Annotated in this window: 23 protein-coding genes, 2 tRNA genes and 2 pseudogenes; 19 read left to right on the plus strand and 8 right to left on the minus strand. The window is 54.0% G+C overall.

The annotated features are described in order from the left end of the window. Both MC50_RS17505 and yccX read left to right on the plus strand, forming a co-directional pair. Entirely contained in the window at positions 1–789 is a 789-nt protein-coding gene (locus MC50_RS17505) for a helix-turn-helix domain-containing protein (RefSeq protein ID WP_032700359.1), read from the plus strand. Positions 790–840: 51 nt separating this feature from the next. Then, entirely contained in the window at positions 841–1122 is a 282-nt protein-coding gene (gene yccX, locus MC50_RS17510) for an acylphosphatase (RefSeq protein WP_032695680.1), read from the plus strand. On the opposite strand, the gene tusE is transcribed toward yccX, so the two are convergent. After that, positions 1119–1448, minus strand: coding sequence for a sulfurtransferase TusE (tusE, locus tag MC50_RS17515; protein ID WP_004860187.1), 330 nt, complete (start codon positions 1446–1448; stop codon positions 1119–1121). The two genes, yccX and tusE, sit on opposite strands and share 4 nt — an antisense overlap. Positions 1449–1536: 88 nt before the next feature. Further along, positions 1537–2196 (minus strand): FtsH protease modulator YccA, encoded by a 660-nt coding sequence (gene yccA / locus MC50_RS17520; RefSeq protein ID WP_004860189.1) that lies wholly within the window; start codon positions 2194–2196, stop codon positions 1537–1539. 267 nt (positions 2197–2463) lie between these two features. On the opposite strand from yccA, the gene MC50_RS17525 reads away from it, so the two are divergent. Continuing rightward, on the plus strand, positions 2464–4092 hold the full coding sequence (locus MC50_RS17525) for an ABC transporter substrate-binding protein (RefSeq protein WP_047664564.1): 1629 nt from the start codon (positions 2464–2466) through the stop codon (positions 4090–4092). Between the two features lie 144 nt (positions 4093–4236). Next, positions 4237–4324, plus strand: a tRNA-Ser gene (locus MC50_RS17530). Between the two features lie 49 nt (positions 4325–4373). On the opposite strand, the gene MC50_RS28860 is transcribed toward MC50_RS17530, so the two are convergent. Then, positions 4374–5552: a hypothetical protein gene (locus tag MC50_RS28860; RefSeq protein WP_223306616.1), complete on the minus strand. Its 1179-nt coding sequence runs from the start codon at positions 5550–5552 to the stop codon at positions 4374–4376. Positions 5553–5698: 146 nt separating this feature from the next. Between MC50_RS28860 and MC50_RS17540 the strand changes: the two genes are divergently transcribed. The 4 genes from MC50_RS17540 to MC50_RS17555 all read left to right on the plus strand — a co-directional run bounded on the left by MC50_RS17540 (position 5699) and on the right by MC50_RS17555 (position 11264). After that, positions 5699–5786 (plus strand) — tRNA-Ser (locus tag MC50_RS17540). 595 nt (positions 5787–6381) lie between these two features. Beyond that, entirely contained in the window at positions 6382–6996 is a 615-nt protein-coding gene (locus MC50_RS17545) for a TetR/AcrR family transcriptional regulator (protein WP_032695682.1), read from the plus strand. Between the two features lie 75 nt (positions 6997–7071). Next, positions 7072–8181 (plus strand): efflux RND transporter periplasmic adaptor subunit, encoded by a 1110-nt coding sequence (locus MC50_RS17550; RefSeq protein ID WP_032695684.1) that lies wholly within the window; start codon positions 7072–7074, stop codon positions 8179–8181. Further along, positions 8178–11264 carry an efflux RND transporter permease subunit gene (locus MC50_RS17555; RefSeq protein WP_032700357.1) on the plus strand — a complete coding sequence of 1029 codons (3087 nt, stop codon included), beginning with the start codon at positions 8178–8180 and terminating at the stop codon, positions 11262–11264. The genes MC50_RS17550 and MC50_RS17555 overlap by 4 nt, the downstream gene beginning before the upstream one ends. A 223-nt stretch (positions 11265–11487) precedes the next feature. On the opposite strand, the gene MC50_RS28530 is transcribed toward MC50_RS17555, so the two are convergent. Beyond that, positions 11488–11805: a hypothetical protein gene (locus MC50_RS28530; RefSeq protein ID WP_127913565.1), complete on the minus strand. Its 318-nt coding sequence runs from the start codon at positions 11803–11805 to the stop codon at positions 11488–11490. Between the two features lie 236 nt (positions 11806–12041). On the opposite strand from MC50_RS28530, the pseudogene MC50_RS28865 reads away from it, so the two are divergent. The 4 genes and pseudogenes from MC50_RS28865 to MC50_RS17570 all read left to right on the plus strand — a co-directional run. Beyond that, positions 12042–12155, plus strand: a pseudogene (locus MC50_RS28865) (helix-turn-helix transcriptional regulator); the annotation flags it as partial. An 822-nt stretch (positions 12156–12977) separates the two neighbouring features. Beyond that, positions 12978–13115: a helix-turn-helix domain-containing protein gene (locus MC50_RS28875; protein ID WP_370297583.1), complete on the plus strand. Its 138-nt coding sequence runs from the start codon at positions 12978–12980 to the stop codon at positions 13113–13115. 417 nt (positions 13116–13532) lie between these two features. Continuing rightward, complete coding sequence (locus MC50_RS17565) at positions 13533–14111, plus strand: hypothetical protein (protein ID WP_047664567.1); 579 nt, start codon at positions 13533–13535, stop codon at positions 14109–14111. Between the two features lie 44 nt (positions 14112–14155). After that, positions 14156–15226, plus strand: a complete 1071-nt coding sequence (locus MC50_RS17570; RefSeq protein WP_223306617.1) for a hypothetical protein — start codon at positions 14156–14158, stop codon at positions 15224–15226. Positions 15227–15481: 255 nt separating this feature from the next. On the opposite strand, the pseudogene MC50_RS17575 reads toward MC50_RS17570, so the two are convergent. Further along, positions 15482–15922 (minus strand): annotated as a pseudogene (locus tag MC50_RS17575) (GNAT family N-acetyltransferase). Positions 15923–16390: 468 nt separating this feature from the next. On the opposite strand from MC50_RS17575, the gene MC50_RS17580 reads away from it, so the two are divergent. From MC50_RS17580 to MC50_RS17610, 7 genes are all read left to right on the plus strand, one after another. Next, entirely contained in the window at positions 16391–17407 is a 1017-nt protein-coding gene (locus MC50_RS17580) for an iron ABC transporter substrate-binding protein (protein ID WP_032688471.1), read from the plus strand. A 24-nt stretch (positions 17408–17431) separates the two neighbouring features. After that, positions 17432–19006 (plus strand): ABC transporter permease, encoded by a 1575-nt coding sequence (locus MC50_RS17585; RefSeq protein ID WP_032688470.1) that lies wholly within the window; start codon positions 17432–17434, stop codon positions 19004–19006. Further along, positions 19007–20029: an ABC transporter ATP-binding protein gene (locus MC50_RS17590; protein WP_032695690.1), complete on the plus strand. Its 1023-nt coding sequence runs from the start codon at positions 19007–19009 to the stop codon at positions 20027–20029. It abuts the gene before it with no gap. Between the two features lie 360 nt (positions 20030–20389). Continuing rightward, positions 20390–21445, plus strand: coding sequence for a DarT ssDNA thymidine ADP-ribosyltransferase family protein (locus tag MC50_RS17595; protein ID WP_032695691.1), 1056 nt, complete (start codon positions 20390–20392; stop codon positions 21443–21445). Between the two features lie 4 nt (positions 21446–21449). Next, positions 21450–22175, plus strand: a complete 726-nt coding sequence (locus MC50_RS17600) for a DarT1-associated NADAR antitoxin family protein (protein ID WP_032688468.1) — start codon at positions 21450–21452, stop codon at positions 22173–22175. Positions 22176–22191: 16 nt separating this feature from the next. Then, the gene (locus MC50_RS17605) at positions 22192–22434 is read left to right on the plus strand and encodes a hypothetical protein (protein WP_032688467.1); all 243 of its coding nucleotides are present in this window, start codon (positions 22192–22194) and stop codon (positions 22432–22434) included. Beyond that, the gene (locus MC50_RS17610) at positions 22431–22751 is read left to right on the plus strand and encodes a hypothetical protein (RefSeq protein WP_032688466.1); all 321 of its coding nucleotides are present in this window, start codon (positions 22431–22433) and stop codon (positions 22749–22751) included. Before MC50_RS17605 ends, MC50_RS17610 begins: the two co-directional genes overlap by 4 nt. 176 nt (positions 22752–22927) lie before the next feature. On the opposite strand, the gene MC50_RS17615 is transcribed toward MC50_RS17610, so the two are convergent. From MC50_RS17615 to hpxD, 3 genes are all read right to left on the minus strand, one after another. Further along, positions 22928–23269: a hypothetical protein gene (locus tag MC50_RS17615; protein WP_032688465.1), complete on the minus strand. Its 342-nt coding sequence runs from the start codon at positions 23267–23269 to the stop codon at positions 22928–22930. A 222-nt stretch (positions 23270–23491) separates the two neighbouring features. Continuing rightward, the gene (locus MC50_RS17620) at positions 23492–24466 is read right to left on the minus strand and encodes a PDR/VanB family oxidoreductase (RefSeq protein WP_047664573.1); all 975 of its coding nucleotides are present in this window, start codon (positions 24464–24466) and stop codon (positions 23492–23494) included. Between the two features lie 13 nt (positions 24467–24479). Further along, positions 24480–25517, minus strand: a complete 1038-nt coding sequence (gene hpxD, locus MC50_RS17625) for a molybdenum cofactor-independent xanthine hydroxylase subunit HpxD (RefSeq protein WP_047664576.1) — start codon at positions 25515–25517, stop codon at positions 24480–24482. Positions 25518–25616 lie beyond the last annotated feature (99 nt).

Genomic DNA, 25616 nt, shown 5'->3' on the forward strand with positions numbered 1-25616 from the left:
ATGCGGAATATTCACTTTCAGCATAACGCGTTATCGGCGGCGGAAATCACCTCCCGGCGATTATATAAACTGCATCGCGTCAGGCTTTTTTCGCCTGCGCTGTGTCGGGTCAATCGAGGAAGTAAAATCATCGTGCAGGGGGCCAGTCAGATGCAGGCCACCCCGCAGCAGCTGATTATTTTGCCCGCCGACGTTGAGCTCGAGGTCATTAATCAGCCGGACAATGGGCTATTTTGTTCTGACCTGCTCTCATTGACCGTCGACCTGCTCGCGGATTTTAAAGCACGTTACATGAGCGAGCCGCCGCCCGGCCGGCTGACATCACTCTGCGCGCCGATGACTCCTGAGCTGTCGTTTATGTGGCAGAACGTGTTGCAAGCAGTGCGTGGGGGACTATCGACGGAACTGCAGCATCACCAGACGATGGGGCTGCTGCTGGCGTTGCAGCAGGCGGGATATGCCGGACCGCTGTTAAACGAAAGACAGCAGGATCTGACCGGCCAGGTACGGCAAATTATCATGCTGTCGCCGGCGGAGGCGTGGAGCGTTCCCCGGGTGGCAAAGATGTTGTTTTTGGGGGAATCGACGCTGCGCCGCCGTTTACAGCTGGAATCGCAAAGCTTTCGTCTGATCGTTGAAGAGGTTCGCATGGCGTACGCCTTAGGCCAGCTGCAGTCAACGTCGCTACCCATAGGCGAGATCGCGCTCAACAGCGGCTATCAGTCCGGGTCACGCTTTACCGCGCGTTTTCGTCAGCACTATGGCCTGTTGCCGAAGCATGTACGCTGACGAGAATTTGCTATTCTGTGCATCAGGGCAGGCCAAAAAAGGAGCGTAACGATGGCGACAATCTGCACAATGGCATGGGTTTATGGCTCGGTTCAGGGCGTGGGGTTTCGCTACTCGACGCAGCGGGAGGCGCTACGCCTGGGGCTGACGGGCTATGCTCGTAATCTTGATGATGGCAGCGTGGAGGTGCTGGCCTGCGGGGAGGAAGACCAGGTTGCGGCACTTATCGCCTGGCTAAAAGCCGGCGGGCCGCGCAGTGCGCGGGTTGACAGAGTCAATACCGAGCCTCATCAACCCACCAGAGAGTGGCAAAAATTTGCCATCCTCTATTAAATGCACTTCACCGGTTTAGGCAGGCCGGCAATTTTGGTGGCCTGTTTGGCCGGCCCTTTCGGGAACAGACGGTAGAGATAGCGGCTGTTGCCTTTCTCTTCGCCAAACTTATTCGCCATCGCCTTCACTAACATGCGAATGGCGGGCGAGGTGTTGAACTCCAGATAAAATTCGCGCACAAAGCGCACCACTTCCCAGTGTTCAACGGAGAGCGTAATGCCTTCCTGCCCGGCGATAACTTCCGCCATGGCTTCGTTCCACTGTGTCGTCTCTTTCAGATAGCCTTCGCTATCGGTCTCAATTTCGTTGCCTTCAAAGATAAACATAATTCTTCACATACCGTTCAGACTGGCCGCAGTGTAGCAAAAAATAAGGCCCCGCATAAGCGGGGCCTGAGCACAGCGTCGACAGAGGTTAGTCCCGGCTTGCGAAGCCAAGGATGCTCAGCAGGCTGACGAAGATGTTGTACAGCGACACGTACAGGCTGACGGTAGCGCGGATATAGTTGGTCTCACCGCCGCGGATAATATTGCTGGTTTCAAACAGGATTGCGCCTGAAGAAATCAGGATAAACACTGCGCTGATGGCCAGGTGCAGAGCCGGCAGCTGCAGGAAGATGTTAGCCACCATACCGATCAGAACCACCACTACGCCTGCCATCAGCATCCCGCCGAGGAAGGACATGTCTTTACGGGTGGTCAGCACATAGGCCGAGCAGCAGAAGAACACCAGAGCGGTACCGCCCAGCGCCAGACCAATCAGGTCACCCATGCCCGCAGACAGATAGGCGTTGAGCATTGGCCCAAGGATATACCCCAGGAAGCCGGTAAAGGCGAAGGCCGCCAGAATACCTGTCGGCTTATTGGCCAGTTTATAGGTCAGGAACATCAGACCATACATACCCACCAGCGTCAGAATCAGCCCTGGAGAAGGCAGCATCAGCACCGTGCTGGCCGTTGCCGTAATGGCGGAAAATGCCAGCGTCAGACTGAGAAGGAAATAGGTGTTCCGCAGAACTTTATGCGTACTGAGCAGCGATGAACGGTCACGCGACGACGTAATAATACGATCCATGAGTCACTCTCTTATGACAGATGTAATTAATAATGAAGCATAAAAAAACCGCGACGGAAGCCATAGTGCTTTTACCCATCTTTACTTAGACCCCAACGCAATCACGCAGCATATTATTCTAATAAATAATGGAAAGGTGGTGTGTTTGTGCGTTTGGCTTCAGGAACCCGATCGGAATCTGATAGGTTACTGAAAAATATTGCGTTATTGCCGTTCTGTGGCTAAGTGTGGAGAGGGTACAAACGAAGCGTAATAAAGGCAAGGGATATGAAATCACAAAAATACAATCACATCACGCAAGCATTGCTGGCTCTCGGTTTACTCTGCACGACGGCCACGATATTTGCCGCTCAGGTTCCCCCGGGGACGGTGCTGGCAGAGAAGCAGGAGCTGGTGAGAAATAACGGCAGCGAGCCGGCATCACTGGATCCGCATAAGGTCGAGAGTGACGTTGAGTTTAATATCATCAGCGATCTTTTCGAGGGGCTGGTCAGCGTCTCGCCGGCGGGTGAAATAGAGCCGCGGCTGGCGGAAAAGTGGGAAAATAAAGATAACACCGTCTGGACCTTCCATTTACGTCCGGGCGTTACCTGGTCTGACGGGACCGCCATCACCGCGCAGGATATTGTCTGGAGCTGGCAGCGTCTGGTCTCTCCTCTGACGGCATCTCCTTATTCCAGCTACCCGGGCAATATGCATATTGCGAACGCGCAGGAAATTGCCGAGGGGAAAAAAGCGCCGGAGACGCTGGGCGTGAAGGCGGTTGATGATGCGACGCTTGAAGTCACATTAACGCAGCCGAACGCGGCGTTATTAGCGATGCTGGCGCATCCTTCGCTGGTGCCGATTGATAAAGTGCTGGTAAACCGCTTTGGCGAGCAGTGGACCAAACCGGAGCATATCGTGACCAGCGGTCCGTATAAGCTGTCCGCGTGGGTAGTTAACGAGCGCATCGTGGCCGAACGTAACCCGCGCTATTGGGACAATGAGCATACGGTAATTAATAAAGTGACCTGGCTGCCGATTCATTCAGAGGCGGCGGACGTTAACCGCTATAAAGCGGGTGAAATCGATATTGTTTATACGGTACCGATTAACCAGTTCGCGCAGCTTAAAAAGACCATGGGCGATCAGCTGAACGTGTCGCCGCAGCTGGCGACCTACTATTATGAGTTCAACACCACCCGGCCGCCATTTAACGATCCGCGAGTCCGGCTGGCGCTGAACATGGCGCTGGATAAAGACATCATTGCTGAAAAAGTACTGGGGCAGGGACAACGCCCGGCCTGGCTGATTAGCCAGCCTGATATCGGCGGCGTAAAACTGCAAAATCCAGATTACGCCAGCTGGCCACGCGATAAGCGCCTTGCCGAAGCCAAAAAACTGCTGAGCGAAGCGGGGTACTCGGATAGTCACCCGCTGGTGTTTAATCTGCTGTACAACACTTCGGAATCACACCAGCGCGTGGCGATTGCCGCCAGTTCGATGTGGAAGAAAAACCTTGGTGTGGAGGCGAAGCTGCAAAACCAGGAGTGGAAGACGATGCTCGACACCATGCACACGCACAATTTTGACGCCGTGCGCTATGCGTGGATTGCCGATTATGACGATGCCGCCACTTTCCTGAACAATTTCCGCACCGGCGACAGTGAGAATACCAGCCAGTACAGTAATCCTGCCTATGATGAAGCCTTAAAGAACGCCGCCAAAGCGTCGGATGGGGTGGCGCGCGGTAAGTACTACCAGCAGGCAGAGGATCTTCTGGCGAAAGATGTGCCGGCGGTTCCGGTTTATCACTATGTCCGTACGCACCTGGTGAAACCGTGGGTAGGGGGATTTACGCCTGATAAGCTGGGATACTACTTCACCAAAGATATGTACATCAAAAAGCACTAACGCCCAGGGGCAGATTTCGTGCTGAAAAAATGGTCAATCTGCTGTTGGTTCAATCGATTAACAGCATTTTGGCTATTTTTGAAGCAAGTGAACGGCTCCTGACTTTACACGGCGCAAGTAGCTGTTTATAGTGCGCCTCATTACGGAAGTGTGGCCGAGTGGTTGAAGGCACCGGTCTTGAAAACCGGCGACCCGAAAGGGTTCTAGAGTTCGAATCTCTACGCTTCCGCCAGATACAGAAAAATCCCGCGATAGAAGTATCGCGGGATTTTTTTTGTGTATTATCTGGAGTCTTCCTGTCCGGCCTGGGCTTTGTCGCTGAGCCAGCCCATCATATATTCGGCGTAATGTGTGCTATCCAGCAGAGGCTTTGCTTGCACCCAGCCATCATTGACTTCTTTTTGCCAGGAGTCTCCCCAGCTGTTGATAACCTTCAGAACATCCAGACACTGATTTTTTTTGTCACAGAGCGTTTTGCTACCGCTAATGACAACGGTATGCAGCACCAGACATTTTTTGCCTTTTGTATTTTTATCAAGGCAAATACCTTCTAACACCAGCGGCCTGCCGCTGTTGAGTACCGTTTTAATGACCGCGATGGCTTCTTTATAGTTACCGTGTCCTGGTTTTTTATTCTGTCCGGTCTCTTTTCCCGAACTGCCAGGTGTTGTCGTGTCACCTCCCGCTGGCGGATAAACCGCGACATCCACCTTTCCGGCGTTCTCAAGCCACACTTTATTCGCGACCCGGTGGCATTTTATCGGCACGGTAAGTTTAACGACGAAGTCGCGATAAGTGGGTTCCCGCATGAGCCTGAGAAAACTGACCGACTGCTCTTTTATATTGGGGAATATTTTCTTTAATGTTGAGAATTCTGTTTGGTGAGTATTAAAAAAATCCTCAATGCACGCCTGACAATTAAAGTCTGTTTTTTGAGCGGTATTTGTGAGGTTTTTGTAAATGTTATAAACCTGATTCCACATCGTATATTCCCGAATGCCACCATCATCGCTAGTGGCGAAATCAGGCATCGTTTTATCTTTTGACGAGCACTCAAGTGATGGGTTACCGAACGCGTCATAGGCTGCATAATTTAAAGCATTTATTGCACTCCCGCCTTCATCTGCAAGAGGCTCATGACTTCTTGAATCCTCTTCGCCAAAAGGTTTTACCAGCCCGTAAGGTGAAAAGATTTTGTCTGGCGTATAGCGAGTACAATCCTCATGTAATTTGAGGCAGCTTTCCGCAGTAAGCACCACTGCCGCAGAGGCGGCGTAGCAGATCCCCCGACCTCCCTGTGCAGGTACTTTGGGTAAGTTAGTGACTTCAATCAGATCGCTTTGCACCACATATTCTTTCGACGGTGGGGTGAATGCCGCAAATGAAGGATATTGAGCCGATGCTTCAGGCGGGATCAATAAAATAAACGCCAGAATAGCTAAGGTGTTGACCCTTTTCATATCGCCGAACCTTCTCTATGAGCACCGCTGTAAATAACGATGTTAGCGTATTGCTCGTTTTTTGCGCCATTGAGAGAGAAACCTTCGCGTTCGATAAATTCCTGCTTTACATGGCGCTAAGAGATGTTTATAGTGCGCGTCATTCTGGAAGCGTGGCCGAGCGGTTGAAGGCACCGGTCTTGAAAACCGGCGACCCGAAAGGGTTCTAGAGTTCGAATCTCTACGCTTCCGCCAAATAAAAAAAGGGGTTACCGAAAGGTAACCCCTTTTTGCTTTGGGGTCGTTTACCCTATCAGTCACATCGCCTACATTGTGAGGCGCGTATGACGCCATTCTCTTTACCCTGCTGCGCCGGGGCCGCGAACTGAGTTCCGGCGTTGTCTATTCGCCGTTTCACCGCATCACCTGTTGAGCAAGCCTGACAGCAGGCGATAAAAGCAGACCGTCTGCTCAGCGATAGTGAATATCTTGCCTGGTCGCAATGACCCTCCCTGGGAACTATCTGTTATGGATAGATTGCAACGCAGCGCCGTACTGCTTGTACACATTGATTAAAAGCAGAGGCCATTCCCGTGGTGGCATTCACTTCTGCCATTGAGATAAGCTTTCATATAGGGCTTTTATTGGCAAAGGTATTTGTCTGGTACAATTTCGGTACTGGAGCATCCGAACCGATCCGCCGGCACCTCCCGCAGTAAACAGATGCACTGCCCTGGTGCCGTCGCCGGTGAGGATAACATTGCGCGACCTTGAAACTAGCCGGAATTGTGACTAAATTCTAATTTGGTCATGAGTTGTCAATCAATGGCTATCACGCTAAGCTGAAAAAATGACTAAGAATATGAACGTCCCACCATCACGTGGTCCACTTGATCACAGCGTCCGAGAGCAAATTGTCGAAGCGGCTTTTGAGCATTTCGGCCATTACGGCTACGAAAAAACCACCGTGGCAGAGCTTGCTAAATCTATCGGTTTTTCAAAGTCCTATATCTATAAGTTTTTTGATTCCAAACAGGCTATCGGCGAGGTGATCTGCGCTAACCGCCTGTCGTTGATCATGGAGGCGGTCGATGCCGCAATTGCCGATGCGCCGTCAGCCAGCGAGAAACTCCGTCGTCTTTTCGGGGCGCTCACCGAAGCGGGGAGCGAACTGTTTTTCCACGATCGCAAGCTTTACGATATTGCCGCCGTCGCCGCGCGGGATAAGTGGCCTTCTACGGAAAAGTATGCAGAACATCTGATCAAGCTGATTGAGGGTATTCTGGTTGAAGGCAGGAAGAACGGGGAGTTTGAAAGGAAAACGCCGCTGGACGAAGCCACGCACGCGGTATATCTGGTGATGTGTCCTTTCGTTAACCCCGTTCAGCTGCAGTTTAATCTCGAAGCGGCTCCCAAAGCAGCGGTGCTGCTTTCCTCACTGATTTTAAGAAGCCTCGCCCCCTGACTAGTGACCATTGACTTTATTGGTCACTAGTCTGAGAATGCGGAAACTGTCCTGTTATTTTATTAAGGGTTTCCCATGCTCAGGCTTAATTCAGCCCGTTTTGCCGTTTGCCTCCTGCCGTTCATCCTGGGGGCCTGCGGCGACAATTCCGCTAATGACGATCCGCGCACGCGGCCGCCGCTTGTCAGAGCCGCGTCCGTTGAACTCGCGAACAATACTTCCCGGACCTTTACTGGCGTGGTGGTAGCAAGAACGCAAAGCGATCTTGGTTTCAGGGTGCAGGGTAAGATCCTCGAACGCTTTGTGGATACAGGCCAGACCGTTAAACGGGGTCAGCCGCTGATGCGACTGGACCCTGTCGACCTGAAGCTGCAGGCGCTGGCGCAGCAACAGGCCGTTGATGCCGCCAGGGCACGCGCAAGAAAAGCAATCAGTGATGAGGCGCGCTATCGTGGCCTCGTTGCCTCTGGCGCCGTCTCCGCGTCAGAGTATGACCAGATTAAAGCGGCGGCCGATTCTGCTAAAGCGGAGCTCAGCGCCGCCCAGGCTCAGGCAAACGTGGCGCAAAACGCGACGGGCTATGCCGTGCTGCTGGCCGATTCCGACGGCGTGGTGATGGAGACGCTCGGCGAACCCGGTCAGGTCGTCAGCGCCGGACAGGCGGTGATTCGGCTGGCGAGAGCGGGGCAGCGTGAGGCGCTGGTGCAGCTCCCGGAGACGTTGCGTCCCGCCATCGGCAGCGAAGCTCAGGCTACGCGCTATGGCAACGAAACCGAGCCTGTTATCGCCAGACTGCGGCTGCTTTCGGATTCGGCTGATACTGCGACCCGCACATTCGAGGCGCGGTACGTGCTGGAAGGCCCGCTGGCGAACGCTCCGCTGGGGTCGACCGTGACGCTGCAAATTCAAAAAAATAGCGGGGAACGCCCGGTGATGCAGGTTCCGCTGGCTTCTCTGTACGATTCGGGTAAAGGGCCCGGTATCTGGCGGATTTCTACACCGCCAACCAAGGTCGTCTGGCAGCCCGTAACGGTGCTAAGCGTAGGTGCGGAAGCTGTGCAGGTGACTGGCGATGTGCGGCCGGGCGAGAAGATTGTGGCGCTAGGGGCGCATCTTCTGCACGAAGGCGAGGCTGTGCGACTTGCTGAACAACGCGATGCTGCCCATGCGGGGAGCAAACCATGAGCGCAAAACGCTTCAATCTGTCCGCGCTGGCGGTGCGCGAGCGCTCGATCACCCTGTTTTTGATTATTCTGATTACGATTGCCGGTATTTATTCGTTTTTTGGCCTTGGACGAGCGGAAGATCCGCCCTTTACGGTCAAGCAGATGACCATTATCAGCGTCTGGCCCGGGGCGACCGCGCAGGAAATCCAGGATCAGGTTGCCGAGCCGCTGGAAAAACGTCTGCAGGAGCTCAAATGGTATGACCGTACGGAAACCTATACCCGCCCCGGCATGGCCTTTATCACGCTCTCATTACAGGACAGTACGCCGCCATCCCAGGTGCAGGAAGAGTTCTATCAGGCGCGAAAAAAGCTGGGGGATGAAGCCAAAAATCTCCCCGCCGGCGTGATAGGGCCGATGATCAATGATGAATTCTCCGACGTCACTTTCGCGCTTTTTGCGCTGAAAGCGAAAGGGGAGCCGCAGCGCCTGTTGGTTCGTGATGCCGAAACATTACGCCAGCAGCTCCTGCACGTCCCTGGCGTGAAGAAAGTCAATATTATCGGCGAGCAGGCGGAACGCATTTATATCTCCTTCTCGCATGCGCGTTTGGCTACGATAGGGCTCTCTCCGCAGGATATTTTCAATGCGCTTAACAGCCAGAACGTCTTAACCCCGGCGGGTTCAATTGAGACTCGCGGCGCGCAGATCTTTATCCGCCTCGATGGCGCTTTCGATGAATTGCAGAAGATCCGCGATACGCCATTTATCGCTCAGGGCAAAACGCTCAAGCTGTCCGACGTGGCAACGGTTGAACGCGGTTATGAAGACCCTCCCACTCTGCAGATTCGTAACCAGTCTGAACCGGCGCTGCTGCTCGGTATTGTCATGCGCGAAGGCTGGAATGGCCTGGCGTTAGGTAAAGCGCTGGATGCCGAAGCGGCAAAAATCAATGCGGCTATGCCGCTGGGGATGACCCTGACGAAAGTCACCGATCAGTCGGTGAATATCAGTGCGTCGGTCGACGAGTTCATGCTCAAATTCTTCGCCGCCCTGCTGGTCGTGATGATGGTCTGTTTTGTCAGCATGGGGTGGCGCGTGGGCGTGGTGGTCGCGGCGGCGGTCCCCCTGACGCTGGCGATTGTTTTTGTGGTGATGGAAGCCTCCGGTATCAACTTTGACCGCGTCACCCTGGGCTCGCTTATTCTTGCTCTCGGCCTGCTGGTCGATGATGCCATTATCGCCATCGAAATGATGGTGGTGAAAATGGAGGAGGGTTACGACAGAATTAAAGCTTCGGCCTACGCCTGGAGCCATACCGCCGCGCCAATGCTGGCAGGAACTCTGGTGACCGCCATTGGTTTTATGCCTAATGGTTTTGCGCAGTCTACCGCTGGAGAATACACCAGCAATATGTTCTGGATTGTCGGTCTTGCCCTGATCGCCTCGTGGTTGGTTGCGGTTGTTTTCACGCCGTATCTGGGCGTGAAGATGCTGCCGGATATTGCAAAAGTGGCAGGCGGCCATGCCGCTATCTATAACACGCCGCGCTATAACCGCTTCCGCCGTATGCTGGCCCGCGTTATCGCAAGCAAATGGGGTGTGGCCGGGTCCGTCGTCGCGATTTTCGTTCTGGCCGTTCTCGGAATGGGGCTGGTGAAAAAACAATTTTTCCCCACCTCTGACCGGCCGGAAGTTCTGGTCGAAGTGCAGATGCCCTATGGCACCTCTATTGGGCTGACCAGCGCAGCGGCGGCCAAAATAGAGGCGTGGTTGCAAAAACAGCCGGAAGCGAAAATGGTGACCGCCTACATTGGCCAGGGCTCACCGCGTTTTTATCTGGCGATGGCCCCCGAGCTACCCGACCCGTCGTTTGCCAGGATAGTGGTGTTGACGGACAGCCAGCAATCACGCGATGCGCTCAAACTCCGGCTGCGGGAAGCCGTCGCCAGCGGACTGGCGCCTGAAGCGCGCGTTCGCGTAACGCAACTGGTGTTTGGCCCGTATTCACCTTTCCCCGTGGCATGGCGGGTAATGGGGCCAGATAGCGATAAATTGCGCGACATCGCAGATAAGGTTGAGAGCGTGCTGCAGGCCAGCCCGATGATGAGGACCGTTAATACCGACTGGGGGCCGAAGGTACCCGCCTTACATTTCACCCTCGATCAGGACCGTCTGCAGGCAACCGGTTTAACGTCGAATGCCGTGGCCCAACAGCTCCAGTTCCTGTTATCGGGAATTCCCATTACCTCGGTACGGGAAGATATTCGCTCGGTGCAGGTCACGGGGCGCGCCGCCGGTGATATACGCCTGGACCCGGCGAAAATTGAGGGGTTTACCCTGGTGGGCAATGCGGGGCAGCGCATTCCTCTCGCACAAATCGGAAAGGTTGAGGTCAGAATGGAAGACCCGCTACTGCGTCGTCGCGATCGAACGCCGACCATTACCGTGCGCGGTGACATTGCCGACAACCTTCAGCCGCCGGACGTTTCTGCCGCCATCATGAAACAGCTACAGCCGATTGTTGATTCGCTCCCCCCTGGATACCGTATCGATATGGCGGGCTCGATTGAGGAATCGGGCAAAGCCACTCGGGCGATGGCGCCTTTATTCCCCATTATGATCGCCCTGACGCTGCTGGTCATCATTCTGCAGGTACGCTCCATGTCGGCCATGGTGATGGTGTTTCTTACCGCTCCGCTGGGGCTGGTCGGCGTGGTCCCTGCGCTGCTGCTTTTCAATCAGCCGTTTGGCATCAATGCCCTGGTCGGGTTGATCGCGCTTTCGGGCATTCTTATGCGTAATACGCTGATTCTTATCGGTCAAATTCATCATAACGAGAGGGAAGGCCTCGATCCGTACCATGCGGTGATAGAAGCTACGGTACAGCGGGCGAGGCCCGTGCTACTGACGGCAATGGCCGCTGTGCTAGCGTTTATTCCCCTGACCCATTCGGTGTTCTGGGGAACCCTCGCTTATACGCTGATTGGCGGAACGTTAGGGGGCACCATCATGACGCTGGTCTTCTTGCCGGCGATGTATGCTATCTGGTTCCGGATCCGTCCTGAGGTTCCGCCCCATTCGGCACGACAACAGGCGTAAACGGTAGTGCTTCGCATCGCGAGCGCCACGGCCAAAGAGGGGGAGGTGAGACGTCAGGCGCCCCCCCCGAACAGGGGGTGATATTTTTGTGATGCAAGTCATAAAATAACGTCCGGTTATTGTGATGTTACTTGCACGCAATGGATTTGAATTTGAATCAACCCGCGCTATCTCTGCGGGTTTTTTTTCTTCCCGCGCTTGCTGACCGGCGATCGGCTACGGGTCAGACGGAATCAAGGGCAGAAAACCGCACCGACTCCATACCCATTTCAGCCAAAGCGCTCATGCCGCTTGCGGCGGGGAGTGACTCACCCATCGCTGGGCTATCGCTGGGGTATCGCTGGGCTATCGCTGGCTGAGCAGAGAGAACATTTGTCTGGCGCAGACTATTTGCCGTTGCCGGATAATGTGACCGCCCAGATGTCTTGCGCCATAGCTGGCTGCGTAAAACCCATTGGGCTTTCACTCCACGTCCTGCGATGGCGGGTTTATTCCCCGCTTTTTTCAGTGGCAGGACGTTGAAGGCAGCAAAATTTTTCACCTTCCTGTCATCCGTTGCTATATGTAGTGCGGTTTGCGGCCACTAAAGAGTTGTTTCTCTTCCCGGCTGTCTTCGACATCAGGAATGACCTTTGCCTGGCCCTCTCTATCATGTTACGAATTTCCCTGCCAACTTGTTGCGCCGGGTTTGCCACGATTTATCTTCCGGGTCTATGATGACTATGCAGGCATCATGTGCCGTCCAGGCAGGTTAAACACTGAGTAACAGGTGTTGTTATGGCCACCGATCCGGAACGAATTTATCTTGAGATCCTGGAAACTATCCTGATGGCCACGCTGGATCCCCAGCTGTGGAAACTCGCGCTGCAGAAGCTGTCGTTCCTCACCGGTCATCAGTACGCGGCATTACTTTTTTATGATAAAGGTAATGCGCATCTGATGACGGATTCATTCCTACTTGAAGAAAAGGTAGTTACGGCCTACCGGGATGTCTTTCTGGCCATTGACCCTGCCGAGAAAATACTGACGGGATTGCCTGTCGGACAGATGTACCGGGACAGGGAGTTTTTAGGCGATAAATTTATTGCGAACAGCATTTATTACAATGAATTTCATCACCCGAATGACCTGAATTATCTGACCAGTGTCAAGCTGTGTACCGTCAATGGTTATTCCACCTATTTATCGCTGATGACAGCCAACGATGCCGTCTATCCGCAGTCTGCACAATTTGACCTGTTTCAGCGCCTCATCCCGGCCTTAATGACCGCCAGCCAGCTTCACGCCAGATTTGAGCAACTTCGTGACACGATTAAGTATCAAACTGCCATTATGGACAACGGTATTTACCCGGTCTGGCTTGTGGATCGTAGTGGGAAAATTCTTTACGCCAGTGCCCATGCCGAAAGTTACCAACGTGCGAACGTCCGGTTAGCCTGGTCTGCCGGCGCTGATACACTCAGTCTGGATACCGACAACAAAAAACTGAAACATGCCATCGAACAGGCCACGCGAACCGCGGAGCCACCCCGGGCAGGATTATGCTACACCGCCAGACGCCCGGCAAAACCGATTCTGGTTCTTCCGGCTTCCCGTATTCCCGGGGTAGCCTGCATTATCATTCCCGAGCCTTTCTTCAGCGGTAGCGCATTGATGGCGGTGTTTAATGTCAAACCCGCCGAAAATGCGGTGGCTGAACTGCTGGTCAGGGGGATGACCCCTGCTGAATGCGCCCTACATCTGGGCGTATCCATCACTACCATCAGAACTCATCTCAGTGCGCTGTACCGGAAAACGCATACCCGAAATCAGTCCGAATTGCTGCTTATTATCCGGGCCATTCACGGCTGATTTATTTCACTTACTCCTTCATATGAATGAGTGAGAATTGCATTATCGCCATTATACTCATGCTTATACGGCCGGGCAGATTTTACTTATCTTCATTAATGCCAGCGGCATATCGGTGTCTGTTTACGGGATGCGGTAATGATGTTTTAGCTTAGTCCGACAGTCCTGCTGTTTTTAGAATGCCAGGGTATATTTTTTTGTCTGGAATTGCATGAAAAATATCCTGAAACTTCTTTCGTTCATCATTCTGACATTACTGCTCTCGGCGTGTGGTTCTGAATAGGTCGCGAAGCACGGAACAGCGGCATGGCAAAAATAAGCGAGATAACATCCTGTTGCAAAGGATGTATCTATATGAATGACTTTGTCTTCGCATGTCAATAATAAATGAAAGTGATATTGATGAGGAGTGTATTTATGTTTTCTCTCAAAACATACTGGTCAGCACATGCAATATTCTTACTCTTTTTTTCTGCTGCCGTGCTGGCCGGGGAACCCTCAGTGCAGGGGCAGCATCTGTGTGGCGAGAATTACAGACTTATTTTCTCATCTATAATACTTTTTATTGTCATCTTTGGGACGCTGATTTCTATTTTAGTGATCCGCAACGCTCTTCCTGAAGAATGGTCTTTGGCCGATGCGCTTTCTGAAGATGTGGCGTTATCTGCCGTCACGGAAGTTAAGGAAACAAAAAATGGCATTGATAGCGTGACAAAAACACCGCTTTACGACGCAGCAGGTAAACCTGTTCTGGAAACAGTCATGAAAGCCAGTTCGAGTCGGTTGATTGCGCTGATAGGGATGCTGGTTATTTTGTTTATGTTTGTTGGTTTTGGGTCCTTAATATTACTTGATTATGGTATGACTGGTGAAATATCAAGTCCTGAATCCGTTGGTGAGATTATTAAATTCCTGTCTGCCGGGATGACATTATTTGCACCATACCTGGTAAATAAGTTCTCTTCTCTGTTTCAGAGCTTATCCTCAAATAAATAGAGGCAAAACAGCGTCTCTGCAGTAATAAACCCATGAAGGAGAATATGATGGAGACTATGAACAAACGTATATTCATCACGACCCGCTATCCTGTCAGCGCGCAACATGGTCGCCCGCCCAGTGAGTTTCTGCAACAACTGGTCGAGACTCTGGATGCTTTACCCGATGATGTTTTTGCCGAAAATGAGCTTCATGATATCTATGCCGTCATGAAAGGGGTGCTTGGGCCTTACACCAGTCTTCAACACCGAAAAGCAGTGATGTGTGAAGTGCTTCGCGTGCAGGCGGGGTTTGAATCGGACTGGCGCTGGGAAGCTGGCGTCGATTTGAGAAATCATCATTCCCGGACTCACATTGAAAGCGAAGAGACCGGAGCCTTCCAGGTCTCATTTGACAGTATTGGCACCAGGCAATCGGCACTGCTGGATTTTGCCAAACGGCATGGGATAGACACGGCTGAAACGTTCATTACTAAAATGAAAACCGACCACAGCCTGGCCGTGGAATATTGTGCCCGACTATTGCGTATCAGCACCGCCTGGTGCGGTACGATAAAAGACCCGGGTAAGGTTATCTCCCATGTGCGACGCGATGCCGTAGAGGAATTTCAGACATTTCTCTCGCCGCGAATAGCTTCCCAGACGCTATTCGCGGCAGGTATCGGGCCGCTCAGCGACAAAGAGAAAATGATCGAGGTGATGAATATTGCCAGAACGCCAGCTCGTTATGAAAAAGTACAGGAGGTCGCCGCGCGTGAGCTATTTAAGCTAACCCATGAGAGCTGGCCACATGATGGCTGTGCGCTAAATCTGGCTAATCTATTGCAGGAAGGTGGGATTGCCGTTCCCGATATTACGCAAGCATTAGCGTTGGGCAACTATCTTCACGATGAAAGAAAATGGGAAAAAATTCCTGTTGGTCAACAGCAAGCGGGAGATGTCGGTTCTACCTGCGGCCCGACGGCTCATCATGGTTATGATCATATTTATCTGGTGCTGGAACGTCAAGATAGCGACAAAATGGTGATTGTCGATAATCAAAAACCCCAGCCTCATGAACGACTCGCCAGCGGAAAGGGTAAAACACCCACGAAATTCTTTTTGCGCCCGGTATGAAGCAGCAAAACAAAGATCGACCCGATTAGCGCGTCGCGCCTCTCCCGGTGTGGCCGGGGAACCGTCAACGCCAGCGGAAGCACAAGTTGGCAACTGCATTATTTCAGCCGTTGCCGCACGGGAGCCACGCGATATTTGGCGGTGGGTTCTCTACGCATCATTCGATGCTCAGCTTTCAGGGCATCTGCTCTACCTTGCTCGCCAGCAGCGTGCAGGGCGCGCGACCCCGATATATTATCGGGGTCGCGAGAGCGGTTATTTATTTAACATCTTATTATAGACGTAGAAATCCGTGTCGCGTACGAAGCCATTTTTCTCATACAGCGCTTGCGTATTATCCGTTGCGGTACTGAGCATAATAAACGCCGGGTCGGACTCTTTGGCTAATTGCCCGGCGCGGGCGATAAGCGCTTCAGCAACTCCTTGTTTACGGGAAGAAGGATCAACAAAAAAGTCATACAGTAACCAGATACGCTTCATTTCTAATGAGCAAAACAGCGGATACAGCTGCGTCAATCCCACGACTTTGTCAGCCATTTGAGCAAAGAAAATAGTCGATTCATTAAGCTGTAAGCGCTGCAGAATAAAATCACGCGCCTGTTCGCGCTATGTCGCGACATCATAAAATTCGCGATATGCCAGAAACAGGGGCAGGATTTTATCCCCATCCTTGGGTTGCGCCTGATAAATATTCATATTAACCCTCGTGACAAAGATCCATTATGGGATGCTGAATTACGCCACCGTAAATGCCAGCCCGGTGGCAAAACAAAATGCTGGCCATTTCACGCGCCGCGCTCGTTGTCTGTCCGGGGGAGCATGCCGTCAGTGGAAAGACCTGCCGCTTTCGTGGCGCACATTCGCGCTCGCTGGCGTCGGCTAAACGGATGGTGTAGGATTTTTGTTCGCGGCAGAAATGCAACTGAGATCATATTTTTCATATTCTCTGCGAAAAAACGAACCTTTCTTAAGGTTGTTTTAATCTTTCATTTTTCATTGTTTTAAATAAAGCATTTTCAGATAAGAAAGCTATGCAGGGCAGTATTTTTAACTATTTTTATTTTATGGGAATTGTTTTCATTATCATTCCTATTTCTCTGTGTTTTAATCCTTTCCGGCCAGGCTATCGGCGGCCATTTGTCCATCAATACTAAGGATTAGCACATGAATTTTCGCCTGTCGTCTTATTGCTCCGCCGCGCTCGTCGCTGCTTCGGTGTTTCTTGCCCCTCAGGTCCTGGCGGCCGAAAGCGGTGAAGGCATTGTTGTCTATAACGCGCAGCATGAAAATCTGGTCAAGTCGTGGGTGGATGGCTTTACCAAAGAAACCGGTATTAAAGTGACTCTGCGTAACGGCGGCGATAGCGAGCTGGGAAATCAGCTGGTGCAGGAAGGCACGGCTTCACCGGCTGACGTTTTCCTGACGGAAAACTCCCCGTCTATGGTGCTGGTCGACAATGCAAAATTATTCGCGCCGCTGAATGCCGACACCTTAAGCCAGGTCGCGCCGGAATTCCGCCCTGAGCATGGCCGCTGGATCGGCATTGCCGCGCGTAGCACCGTTTTTGTCTATAACCCGGAAAAAATCAGTGAATCTCAGCTGCCGCATTCTCTGATGGATCTGGCGAAACCGGAATGGAAAGGGCGCTGGGCCGCTTCGCCATCGGGTGCTGATTTCCAGGCCATTGTCAGCGCGATGCTGGCGCTGAAGGGCGAGAAAGCCACGCTGGACTGGCTCAAAGCGATGAAAACCAACTTCGTGGCCTATAAAGGCAACAGCACCGTGATGAAGGCTGTCAATGCCGGGCAAATTGATGGCGGGGTGATTTACCACTACTACCGCTTTGTCGATCAGGCCAAAACGGGTGAGAACAGCAAAAACACCAAACTGTACTACTTCAAACATCAGGATCCGGGTGCTTTCGTGAGTATCTCCGGCGGTGGCGTGCTGGCCTCCAGCAAACACAAAGAGCAGGCCCAGGCCTTCATCAAATGGATCACCGGCAAGCAGGGCCAGGAGCAGCTGAGAACCAATAATGCATTTGAATATGCCGTGGGCGTTGATGCCGCCTCTAACCCGAAACTGACGCCGCTGAAAGCGCTGGATGCACCAAAGGTCGAGCCTTCTTCGCTGAACAGCAAAAAAGTTATCGAACTGATGACGCAAGCTGGCCTGCTGTGATCCCTCCGGTGAAGTGAATACCTTATGTCTGGTCTGAGTATTACACTCGGAAAAAAAGTACGACGCCTGCCCGAGCGCAGGCGTCCTGCATTTCCGATGGTTGCATTAGCGGTACTGTTTTCATTATTAGCCCTCCTCCCGCCGGGTTTTGTCGTTGCCGTGGGTATTGATACCGGCTGGGAGACCATTAAGGCGCTGGTGTTCCGTCCGCGCGTCGGGGAGCTGCTCAGCAATACGCTGTGGCTCAGCGCCCTGACCGTACCGGCGTGCATTGCGCTCGGTGTGACGGTCGCGTGGTTGACTGAACGCACGACCCTGGCGGGGCGGCAGGTCTGGTCGGCGCTGGCGGTTGCCCCGCTGGCGATACCGGCGTTTGTTCAGAGCTATGCCTGGGTCAGCGCGGTGCCATCGATGCACGGCCTCTCCTCCGGCGTGTTCCTCTCGGTGCTTGCCTACTATCCCTTTATCTATATGCCAGTAGCGGCGGTGCTTCGCCGCCTGGATCCGACGCTGGAAGACGTTGCTGCCTCGCTGGGTACGCCGCCGTGGCTGGTTTTTTTCCGCGTGGTGTTGCCGCAGCTGAAGCTGGCCATTTGCGGCGGCGCACTGCTGGTGGCGCTGCACCTGCTGGCGGAATACGGCCTGTATGCGATGATCCGTTTCGACACCTTTACGACCGCGATCTATGACCAGTTCCAGTCCACGTTCAGCGGCCCGGCGGCAAATATGCTGGCCGGCGTGCTGGCGCTATGCTGCCTGGCGTTCCTGCTGCTGGAGAGCGTCACCCGGGGCAAAGCGCGCTATGCCCGTATTGGCGCCGGGGCCGCTCGGGAGCAGAAACGCAAACAGATGAACGTGATGGCGACCCTCGCGGCGCAGTCGTTGCTGTGTGCGCTGGTGCTGCTGGCGCTAGGGGTACCGCTGATGGTGCTGTGCCGCTGGCTGTGGTTGGGAGGCCTTGAAAACTGGATGAACGCCGACCTGTGGCTCTCTCTTCGCCAGACGCTCATGCTGGGGGCCAGCGGGGCGCTGCTGACGACCGCCTGCGGCATCCCCATCGCCTGGCTGGGGATTCGCTATCCGCATCGTCTGTTTCGTCTGCTTGAAGGGTGCAATTACATGACCAGTTCGCTGCCGGGTATCGTGACCGCGCTGGCGCTGGTTACGGTGACCATTCACTACGCCCGGCCCATCTATCAGACCGAAGTGACGCTGTTTCTGGCCTACCTGCTGATGTTTATGCCTCGTGCGCTGATCAATCTTCGCGCGGGAATCGCCCAGGCGCCGGTGGAGCTGGAAAACGTCGCGCGGAGTCTGGGAAGAAGCCCGGGGCGGGCGCTGTGGAGCATCACACTGCGTCTCGCCGCGCCGGGGGCGACGGCCGGGGCCGCTCTGGTCTTTCTCGGCGTCAGCAACGAACTGACCGCGACGCTGCTGCTTTCACCGCTGGGAACCCGTACGCTGGCCACCGGCTTTTGGGCATTAACCAGCGAGATAGATTATGTCGCTGCAGCGCCTTACGCGATGCTGATGATCGCGATTTCTCTACCGTTGACCGGTGTGCTCTATCACCAGTCGAAAAAAATTGCAGGTCTGTAAATGCTGGAATTAACCGCTATCTCAAAATCTTTTGCCGATGTGCAGGTGCTGGATAACCTTTTTCTGTCGGTGGCCCCCGGCAGCCGGACGGCCATCGTCGGGCCGTCCGGCTCCGGGAAAACAACGCTGCTGCGTATTCTCGCCGGCTTTGAAACGCCGGATGCCGGGCGCATCGTGATGCAGGGCCGGACGCTGTTTGATGAGGGGGTTTTTATTCCCGCCCATCAGCGCGGCATCGGTTTCGTTCCGCAGGAGGGAGCTTTGTTCCCGCACCTTAACGTCGCCGACAATATTGCCTGGGGCTTAGATTGCTCCCGGCAGGAGAAGCGCCGTCGGGTCGCGGCATTGATGGAGATGGTGTCGCTGGATGGGCAGCTGGCCACGCACTGGCCGCATGAAATTTCCGGCGGCCAGCAGCAGCGCGTGGCCCTCGCCCGGGCACTGGCGCAGCGGCCATCGCTGATGCTGCTGGATGAACCTTTTTCCGCCCTCGATACCGGGCTTCGTGCCACCACGCGAAAGGCGACGGCAGACCTGCTTGCCCAGGCCGGCGTCGCCTCGATTCTGGTGACCCATGACCAGAATGAAGCGCTGTCGTTTGCCAGCCAGGTCGCGGTCATGCGTCAGGGGCGCTTTACCCAGGTGGGCACCCCGTTTGAGGTCTATTCGCGGCCCGCCGATGAAGCCACGGCGCTGTTTCTGGGCGATGCGCTGGTGCTGCCTGCCGAGCTTCATGGCGGGCGGGCGCAGTGCGCGATTGGCGCGCTGCTTACCGATAATGACGACGCGACGGGGCAGGGGCGGGTGATGCTGCGTCCGGAACAGCTGATGATTACGCCTTGCCAGAATGAGGAGAGTGCCGTCACCATCCTCGACGTTGATTTTTCCGGCCATCTGTCGACCTTAACGCTGGCGATCGCCCAGCAGACGCTGACCCTGAAAACCGTTAGCCGGGCGGACTGGGTACCGGGCCGCCGGGTACATATTGAGGTCAGCGGGAAAGGGCGGGTATTTATTCCTTAATAAATAAAGATCGCGCCAGGCTATTTCTGGCGTCATTTATTCTACCGGCGACCGTGACGTGGATGAATAATATCGACACGCACGGTTTGGCGGCTAAAAATGCTGCGTCCGGATCTCTGTCCGCTATCCACGCCGCATTTCCGCGCCCGTCATGCCGGCGTACAGGCAACCGTTAACCCTTGAGTTAACTGAATGAATCGATTAATGTGAGTCGTCCTTCATCCTTTGCACGTGCCGTGGGCCCTCTGAATAACTAAAAATACGAATAAGATAACACGCACTTCCTCTTTGCTATCGGTGAAGCGTAACGGCGTGCGCGGTAATGCAAAATAATAGAATAATGATTGTGCTGGAGTTCATATGTGGACTGTGATTGGCATTTTTTTCGTTCTGGTTGTTATCGGCAATTTAATAAAGAAAAAAGAAACGCCCCCTACTAAAACAGGTAGTCGGGTAGCCGAACCGTTGGTTGACGTTGAAAAACGGAAAGCCTGTACCCGGCAGGTTGATCCGCTCAAGCCGCTGACGAAGCCGCGAATGCTTTTGGGTGACATACCGACGGATGACAAAGCGCCGCGCCCGTTAATGGTCGATGTAAATAATACTGCGCCCGGTATTACGATGGCGGAAGCGCTGAATCTTATTATGTATATCGACGGCTTTAAAGAATATATGTTAACGCGCTATGCAATTACGGGGTTAACTCACCTGGCACCGGCTTATATGTCCGATGTCCACGATGATTTCATGCGCTTAATTGCGAATAAACCCTTCTATGCGATTCAGCAATTTAACTGGGCACGAGTCATTGATTTTTCCTCCACCCGGCGGCGAAATATTTCGTCGCTGTATCACTTTAGTCATTTGTCAAATCTGAGAAGCATATTTAAATCTGGGATTATTAGCCGCCAAAGACTCGAAGAGGGCGGGCACAGTTTTCACTATAATGACGAACTGCGGCTGGAAGGGGTGCGAGATGCTATTTCCCTCTCGTTAGGTGAGGTGAATAAAAAAATGCTCTACAAATATTCCAACGGGCTGCGCGATCGCGACTGGGTAATCCTCAAAATAAAAAAAGAGTTGATTAGCGGACCCACCCAACCATCATTCGATCATCGGGCTTTGCTCAAGCGGGCCATTTTTTGCCACCGCAACGCGGCGTCTTCGTCCGTCAGAGCTATCAGCGTGGAGCAGCGGCAAAAACATCAGGCTTTCCAGGCGATGTTTTGCGGTGATAATCATGAAGATTCCGGCGATCGTCCGTATGATATCCAGGCCGAAATTTTATATTCTGGCGAGATTCCCGCCTGGTTTATTAGTGACGTTGTTTTTTATTCCGCGGATAAGATCCCGCCGTGGTTACGCGACTATGCGGTGAACATCGTGGTTGATCCTTCACATTTTTCTTTCAGGTGAGTTTATGGCCGTTCGTCCCGTCTTTATCCCGACCCGAGAAGGGGAGGCGCTGGTGGACATCGTTAACGTGGATTTCAGCTGGTCACCGGGTCTGGCGGTCAGTCAGAAACAAAAGTCGATTGCCGCGCTGCATGACGGTTACGCGCAGATGTCGCCGGGAGCAAAGATTCTTGAAGTATCCAGTAAATCTCCGGATGCACTGGGCGTTCAGCTCAGCGCCTTTAACATGGGCGTCGGTAGCCTCGGCGGACAATTTATCAGCGTAGAATCGCTGTTCCAGTCTTCGAAAGTGTTTACCGATAGCGGAACGTTACGCGGGCCCTTTCGCGAGCTGATGCGCAAGGCGCCAAAAGAGGCCAGGCGCGCAGAACTGCTCAAAACGTCGGGTCGCTTAGCCCACTTTTCCTTTCAGCCCACTGAGGCGCGTGAACCGGTTATCTGGCCGCTGGAGCCGAAAACCGCCTTCTATGACTGGCTGTATCTCAATGCGCTGTACCACTCGCCTTGTAAAGAACAGGTGCTGAACTATTCGGCCTTTACCGACATCGAGTTTAATCCCATGAAATCGGTCAACTGCCAGGCCTACTCCGTGGCGCTGTGGTGTGCGCTACGCCAGCGGCAATTGTTAACAGCGGCAATTCCCCCGCGAGATGCGTTCATCGCACTGATCGAACGCTTCACCATTCACAACACCAGCGATGGCGATCTCCGCAATATGTCTCTTTTCTAAGTAATCAGGAGCGATGATGGCAAGTCAACTACCCAATGGCGATATCCCTGTGCCGACCGCTTCTGCGGCAGAGACCTTTGACGATATACCGCAGGCGCGTAAGCAGGCGATTCGCGAAGCGGTGATGGGCGACTATTACGCCCGCCTCCAGGCGGTGAAAAAAGCGGTGGATGCGATGACCATTACCCAGCGCGAAATGTTTCACCGTAGCCTGACGGAGACGCTGGCATTGCTGTCGGTCGGGGAGACGAAAAAATGAACGAGAACAAAATCCTGGCCGCCGTTGCCGAATCCCTTAATAAAACCCACGACGCCATCAACCAGGCCAATAATGCGCTCGGAACGCTGGCACGCGAGTATTTGTATCGCTCAATGCTGGAAAGCGCCCTCTCCGGAGAGCTGATTGCTATGGAAGCCGCATTGAAATCGGTGCAGGAGCGTATCCAGCGTCAGGAAAAACAGGAGGCGATGCTGGCGGGAATGGATCCCCAAAATCGGCAGACGTTTAACGCGCTGTATGAAGAAAACAGGGCCAGATACGCCCGGCTGCTGAATGAAAAACGTCCCGGAAAGTAAGCCGCCATGGTCGCATTCAGGCGGTGAAAAAAAGCCAGCCAGGAGCTGGCTGGCGAAGACTCGGATACAACTCCATATTATGATTGGTGTTTCGGGGGTTCCTGAACACCTGTCTGGAAACGGCGGCACAGGCTGCAATACCCAGAAAGCTGGTCAGCTATCGTTGGAGCCCGGGGTTATTCTCCGGCCAGCAGCTTTTTGCAGCGGTAGATAAACGCGCTGGAACGCCGCGTTAACCCTTCAATCTCCCTCGGCTTCATGCCGTTACGCAGATGCGTCATAATCCATTCCCGATCGGCGTCGATATGGGATCGGCAGTGATATTTCGCTGCCTCTTTCTCTACTTTTTGCTGCGTCAGCAGCGCGGCGATCTCCTGTTGTTTGTGGCGGGCTATCGGCGTCAGTTCGCTGTCGCCGTGTCGCGCGATTTCGTTCCACAGCGCTAAGGCACGCCGCAATAATCCCCGCTCCTGTAGACTTTGCGCCTGAACCTGTTTCTCTTGCAGTGTCGTTACCATGATATCAGCGCGGCCCGTTTCGCTGTGGAGTTATTTGTCATACAAATATGGCGGTGATTGATTCAGAAAGGAAATGAATAATTTTTATCTTAATTATGAATGAATGGCATGATTTTATATGTCGCTGATTTAAATGAATTTTATTTTACCGGCGGGAGAGGGGCAGGCCCGGCGTCTGAGATCCTGTGGTGCGCTATCATCAGACCCCGGAGAGGGCAAAAATTACAAATCAATGACTAAGTTTGCCGAGCGGCTGCGCGAGCAGCACAGGGCTATCTGCTGCGCGGCGGCAGATTTCTCGGCCTCTGACTGTACCGTATCACGATGATCGGCCTCACCGGCCATCAGCGGCGTCAGGCAGGCGCCGCACATCCCCATTTCGCAGGAGAGCGGCACGGCGACGCCATGTTCCTGAAGCACCTGGGCAATGGTCTTATCGCCCGGAACCGGCCACGTCTCGCCCGACGACGCCAGGGTGACGGTAAACGTATCCTGATCATCGCTCGTCGCGGCGGCCTTCAGCGGCTGGAAGGCTTCGCTGTGAACCTGCGCCTCGGGCCAGTTTTTCTCCGCCGCAATTCGCCGGGCGGTATCCATAAAACCCGACGGGCCGCAGAGATACAGATGGTGGTCGGCGCGCGCATCGCCCAGCGTATCAGCCAACGACGAGCGCGGACTTTGCCCTTCATCTGAACAATGGACCACGCAGGTGCCATGGCTGATGATTTTTGCCATTTCGCCGACAAAGGCCGCATTTTCCCGACGCTTAACGTAGTAGTGCAGCTCAAACGGCGTGCCCGCCGCGTCGAGATGCAGGGCCATGGTATACAGCGGCGTGATGCCAATGCCGGCGGCCAGCAGCGTAACCTGTCGCGCAGGCTGCAGCGCAAACAGATTGCGCGGCGGAGAGATAAGCAGCGTCTGGCCCGGGCGCAGCGTCTCATGAATATAGCGTGACCCGCCGCGGGAGGCGCCCTCCCGACTCACGCAGATCAGGTAAGCGTCGGCGCCCGCTTCGGCGTGGCGGCCGGTAAGCGAATACTGGCGAATTATCCCGCAGGGCAGGTGAACGTCAATATGTGCCCCCGGCAGCCAGCCGGGAAGCGGTCTACCGTCCGGTGCTAACAATTTGATGGCGAGGCTTTTGTCCCCCTCGCGCCACAGGCCATCGACAACGACCTTCAGTACATCACTCATCACTCTTCTCCCTTTACACCAGGAAAAACTCACCAAAACCCATTTTCTTCAGGCTACGACGATAGGCGATTGAACTGCGATCGGCGGGAATGTGCGCCTCAAGCGTTAAGTCCAGCGGCAGCCGTTCCGGACGTTGAGTCTCCACCATCAGACGGTCCTCTTCGAACACGCGCAGGTTGAACGCATGTACCTCTTCCACCGGCACATGCAGGTCAAAATTGCGCGCAATGGGGGCAAACATTCGGGTCACCCGCGATGATACCGGTGAGGCGGCATTCATGATCACCAGTCGGGCCTCGCCAGGGAAATGGATGGTCAGGGTTGCCGTAAAGGGCAGGTGCAACTCAAAATGACGCAGCCACTGGAAGCCGTCCGGGGCCCGAAATTCAGAACTGGCCGGGTAATTGCCGACCGAACTCCAGTAATCGGCTGTGAAGCCAAAGGGGGTTTCCTGCGGGGTATAGTCGGGAACCACTTGATTATCGGGATCCGCGAAGGTCTCGGTATGGATCCAGGCGAAGTGGGCAACATCGAGAAATCCCTCGACCTGGCGACCGGCAAAGCCGTTGACTTCAAAGGCCGGGCAGTTGATCTGCTGGAAGCCCTCATCGTCCCAGTGGGGAAGGGTGGGCAACGGCATCGGGTTTTCCGCATCGAAAGCCAGGCAGGTCCAGATGAGCCCGTAGCGCTCCTCGACCGCGTAGCAGGTGAGATTAAGTTTCGCCGGTACCGGCCGATCGGGGCTTGAGGGAATGCGGTTGCAGAGGCCATCTTCCCCGAAGCGCAGGCCGTGATAGGGACAAACGATCCCCTCTTCATCATGGAAGCCCAGCGTCAGCGGCACGCCGCGGTGCGGGCAGACGTCGCGCGCGACCACGACCTGGCCCTTAATGCGATAGATAACCAGCTGTTCATCCAGCAGCACCGCTTTCACCGGCGCGGCGCCAATATCTTCGGCACGGGCGACCGGATGCCAGCAGCGGGCCAGGCGTAGCCAGTCTTCAGGATCGAAAGTGCAATGGGCGGGGGGCGTTGGCGCGGCTCTGTTCATGATTTTCCTTCCTGCTCACAGAATACATTTGTTTAATTGTTGTGAGTTTATTGTTGTCATATTAGGGTGTTGACATCCATCAGCATTAATTCACTAACC

Origin of the sequence: Klebsiella planticola (genome assembly GCF_000783935.2) — a bacterium.
Taxonomy (GTDB): domain Bacteria; phylum Pseudomonadota; class Gammaproteobacteria; order Enterobacterales; family Enterobacteriaceae; genus Klebsiella; species Klebsiella planticola.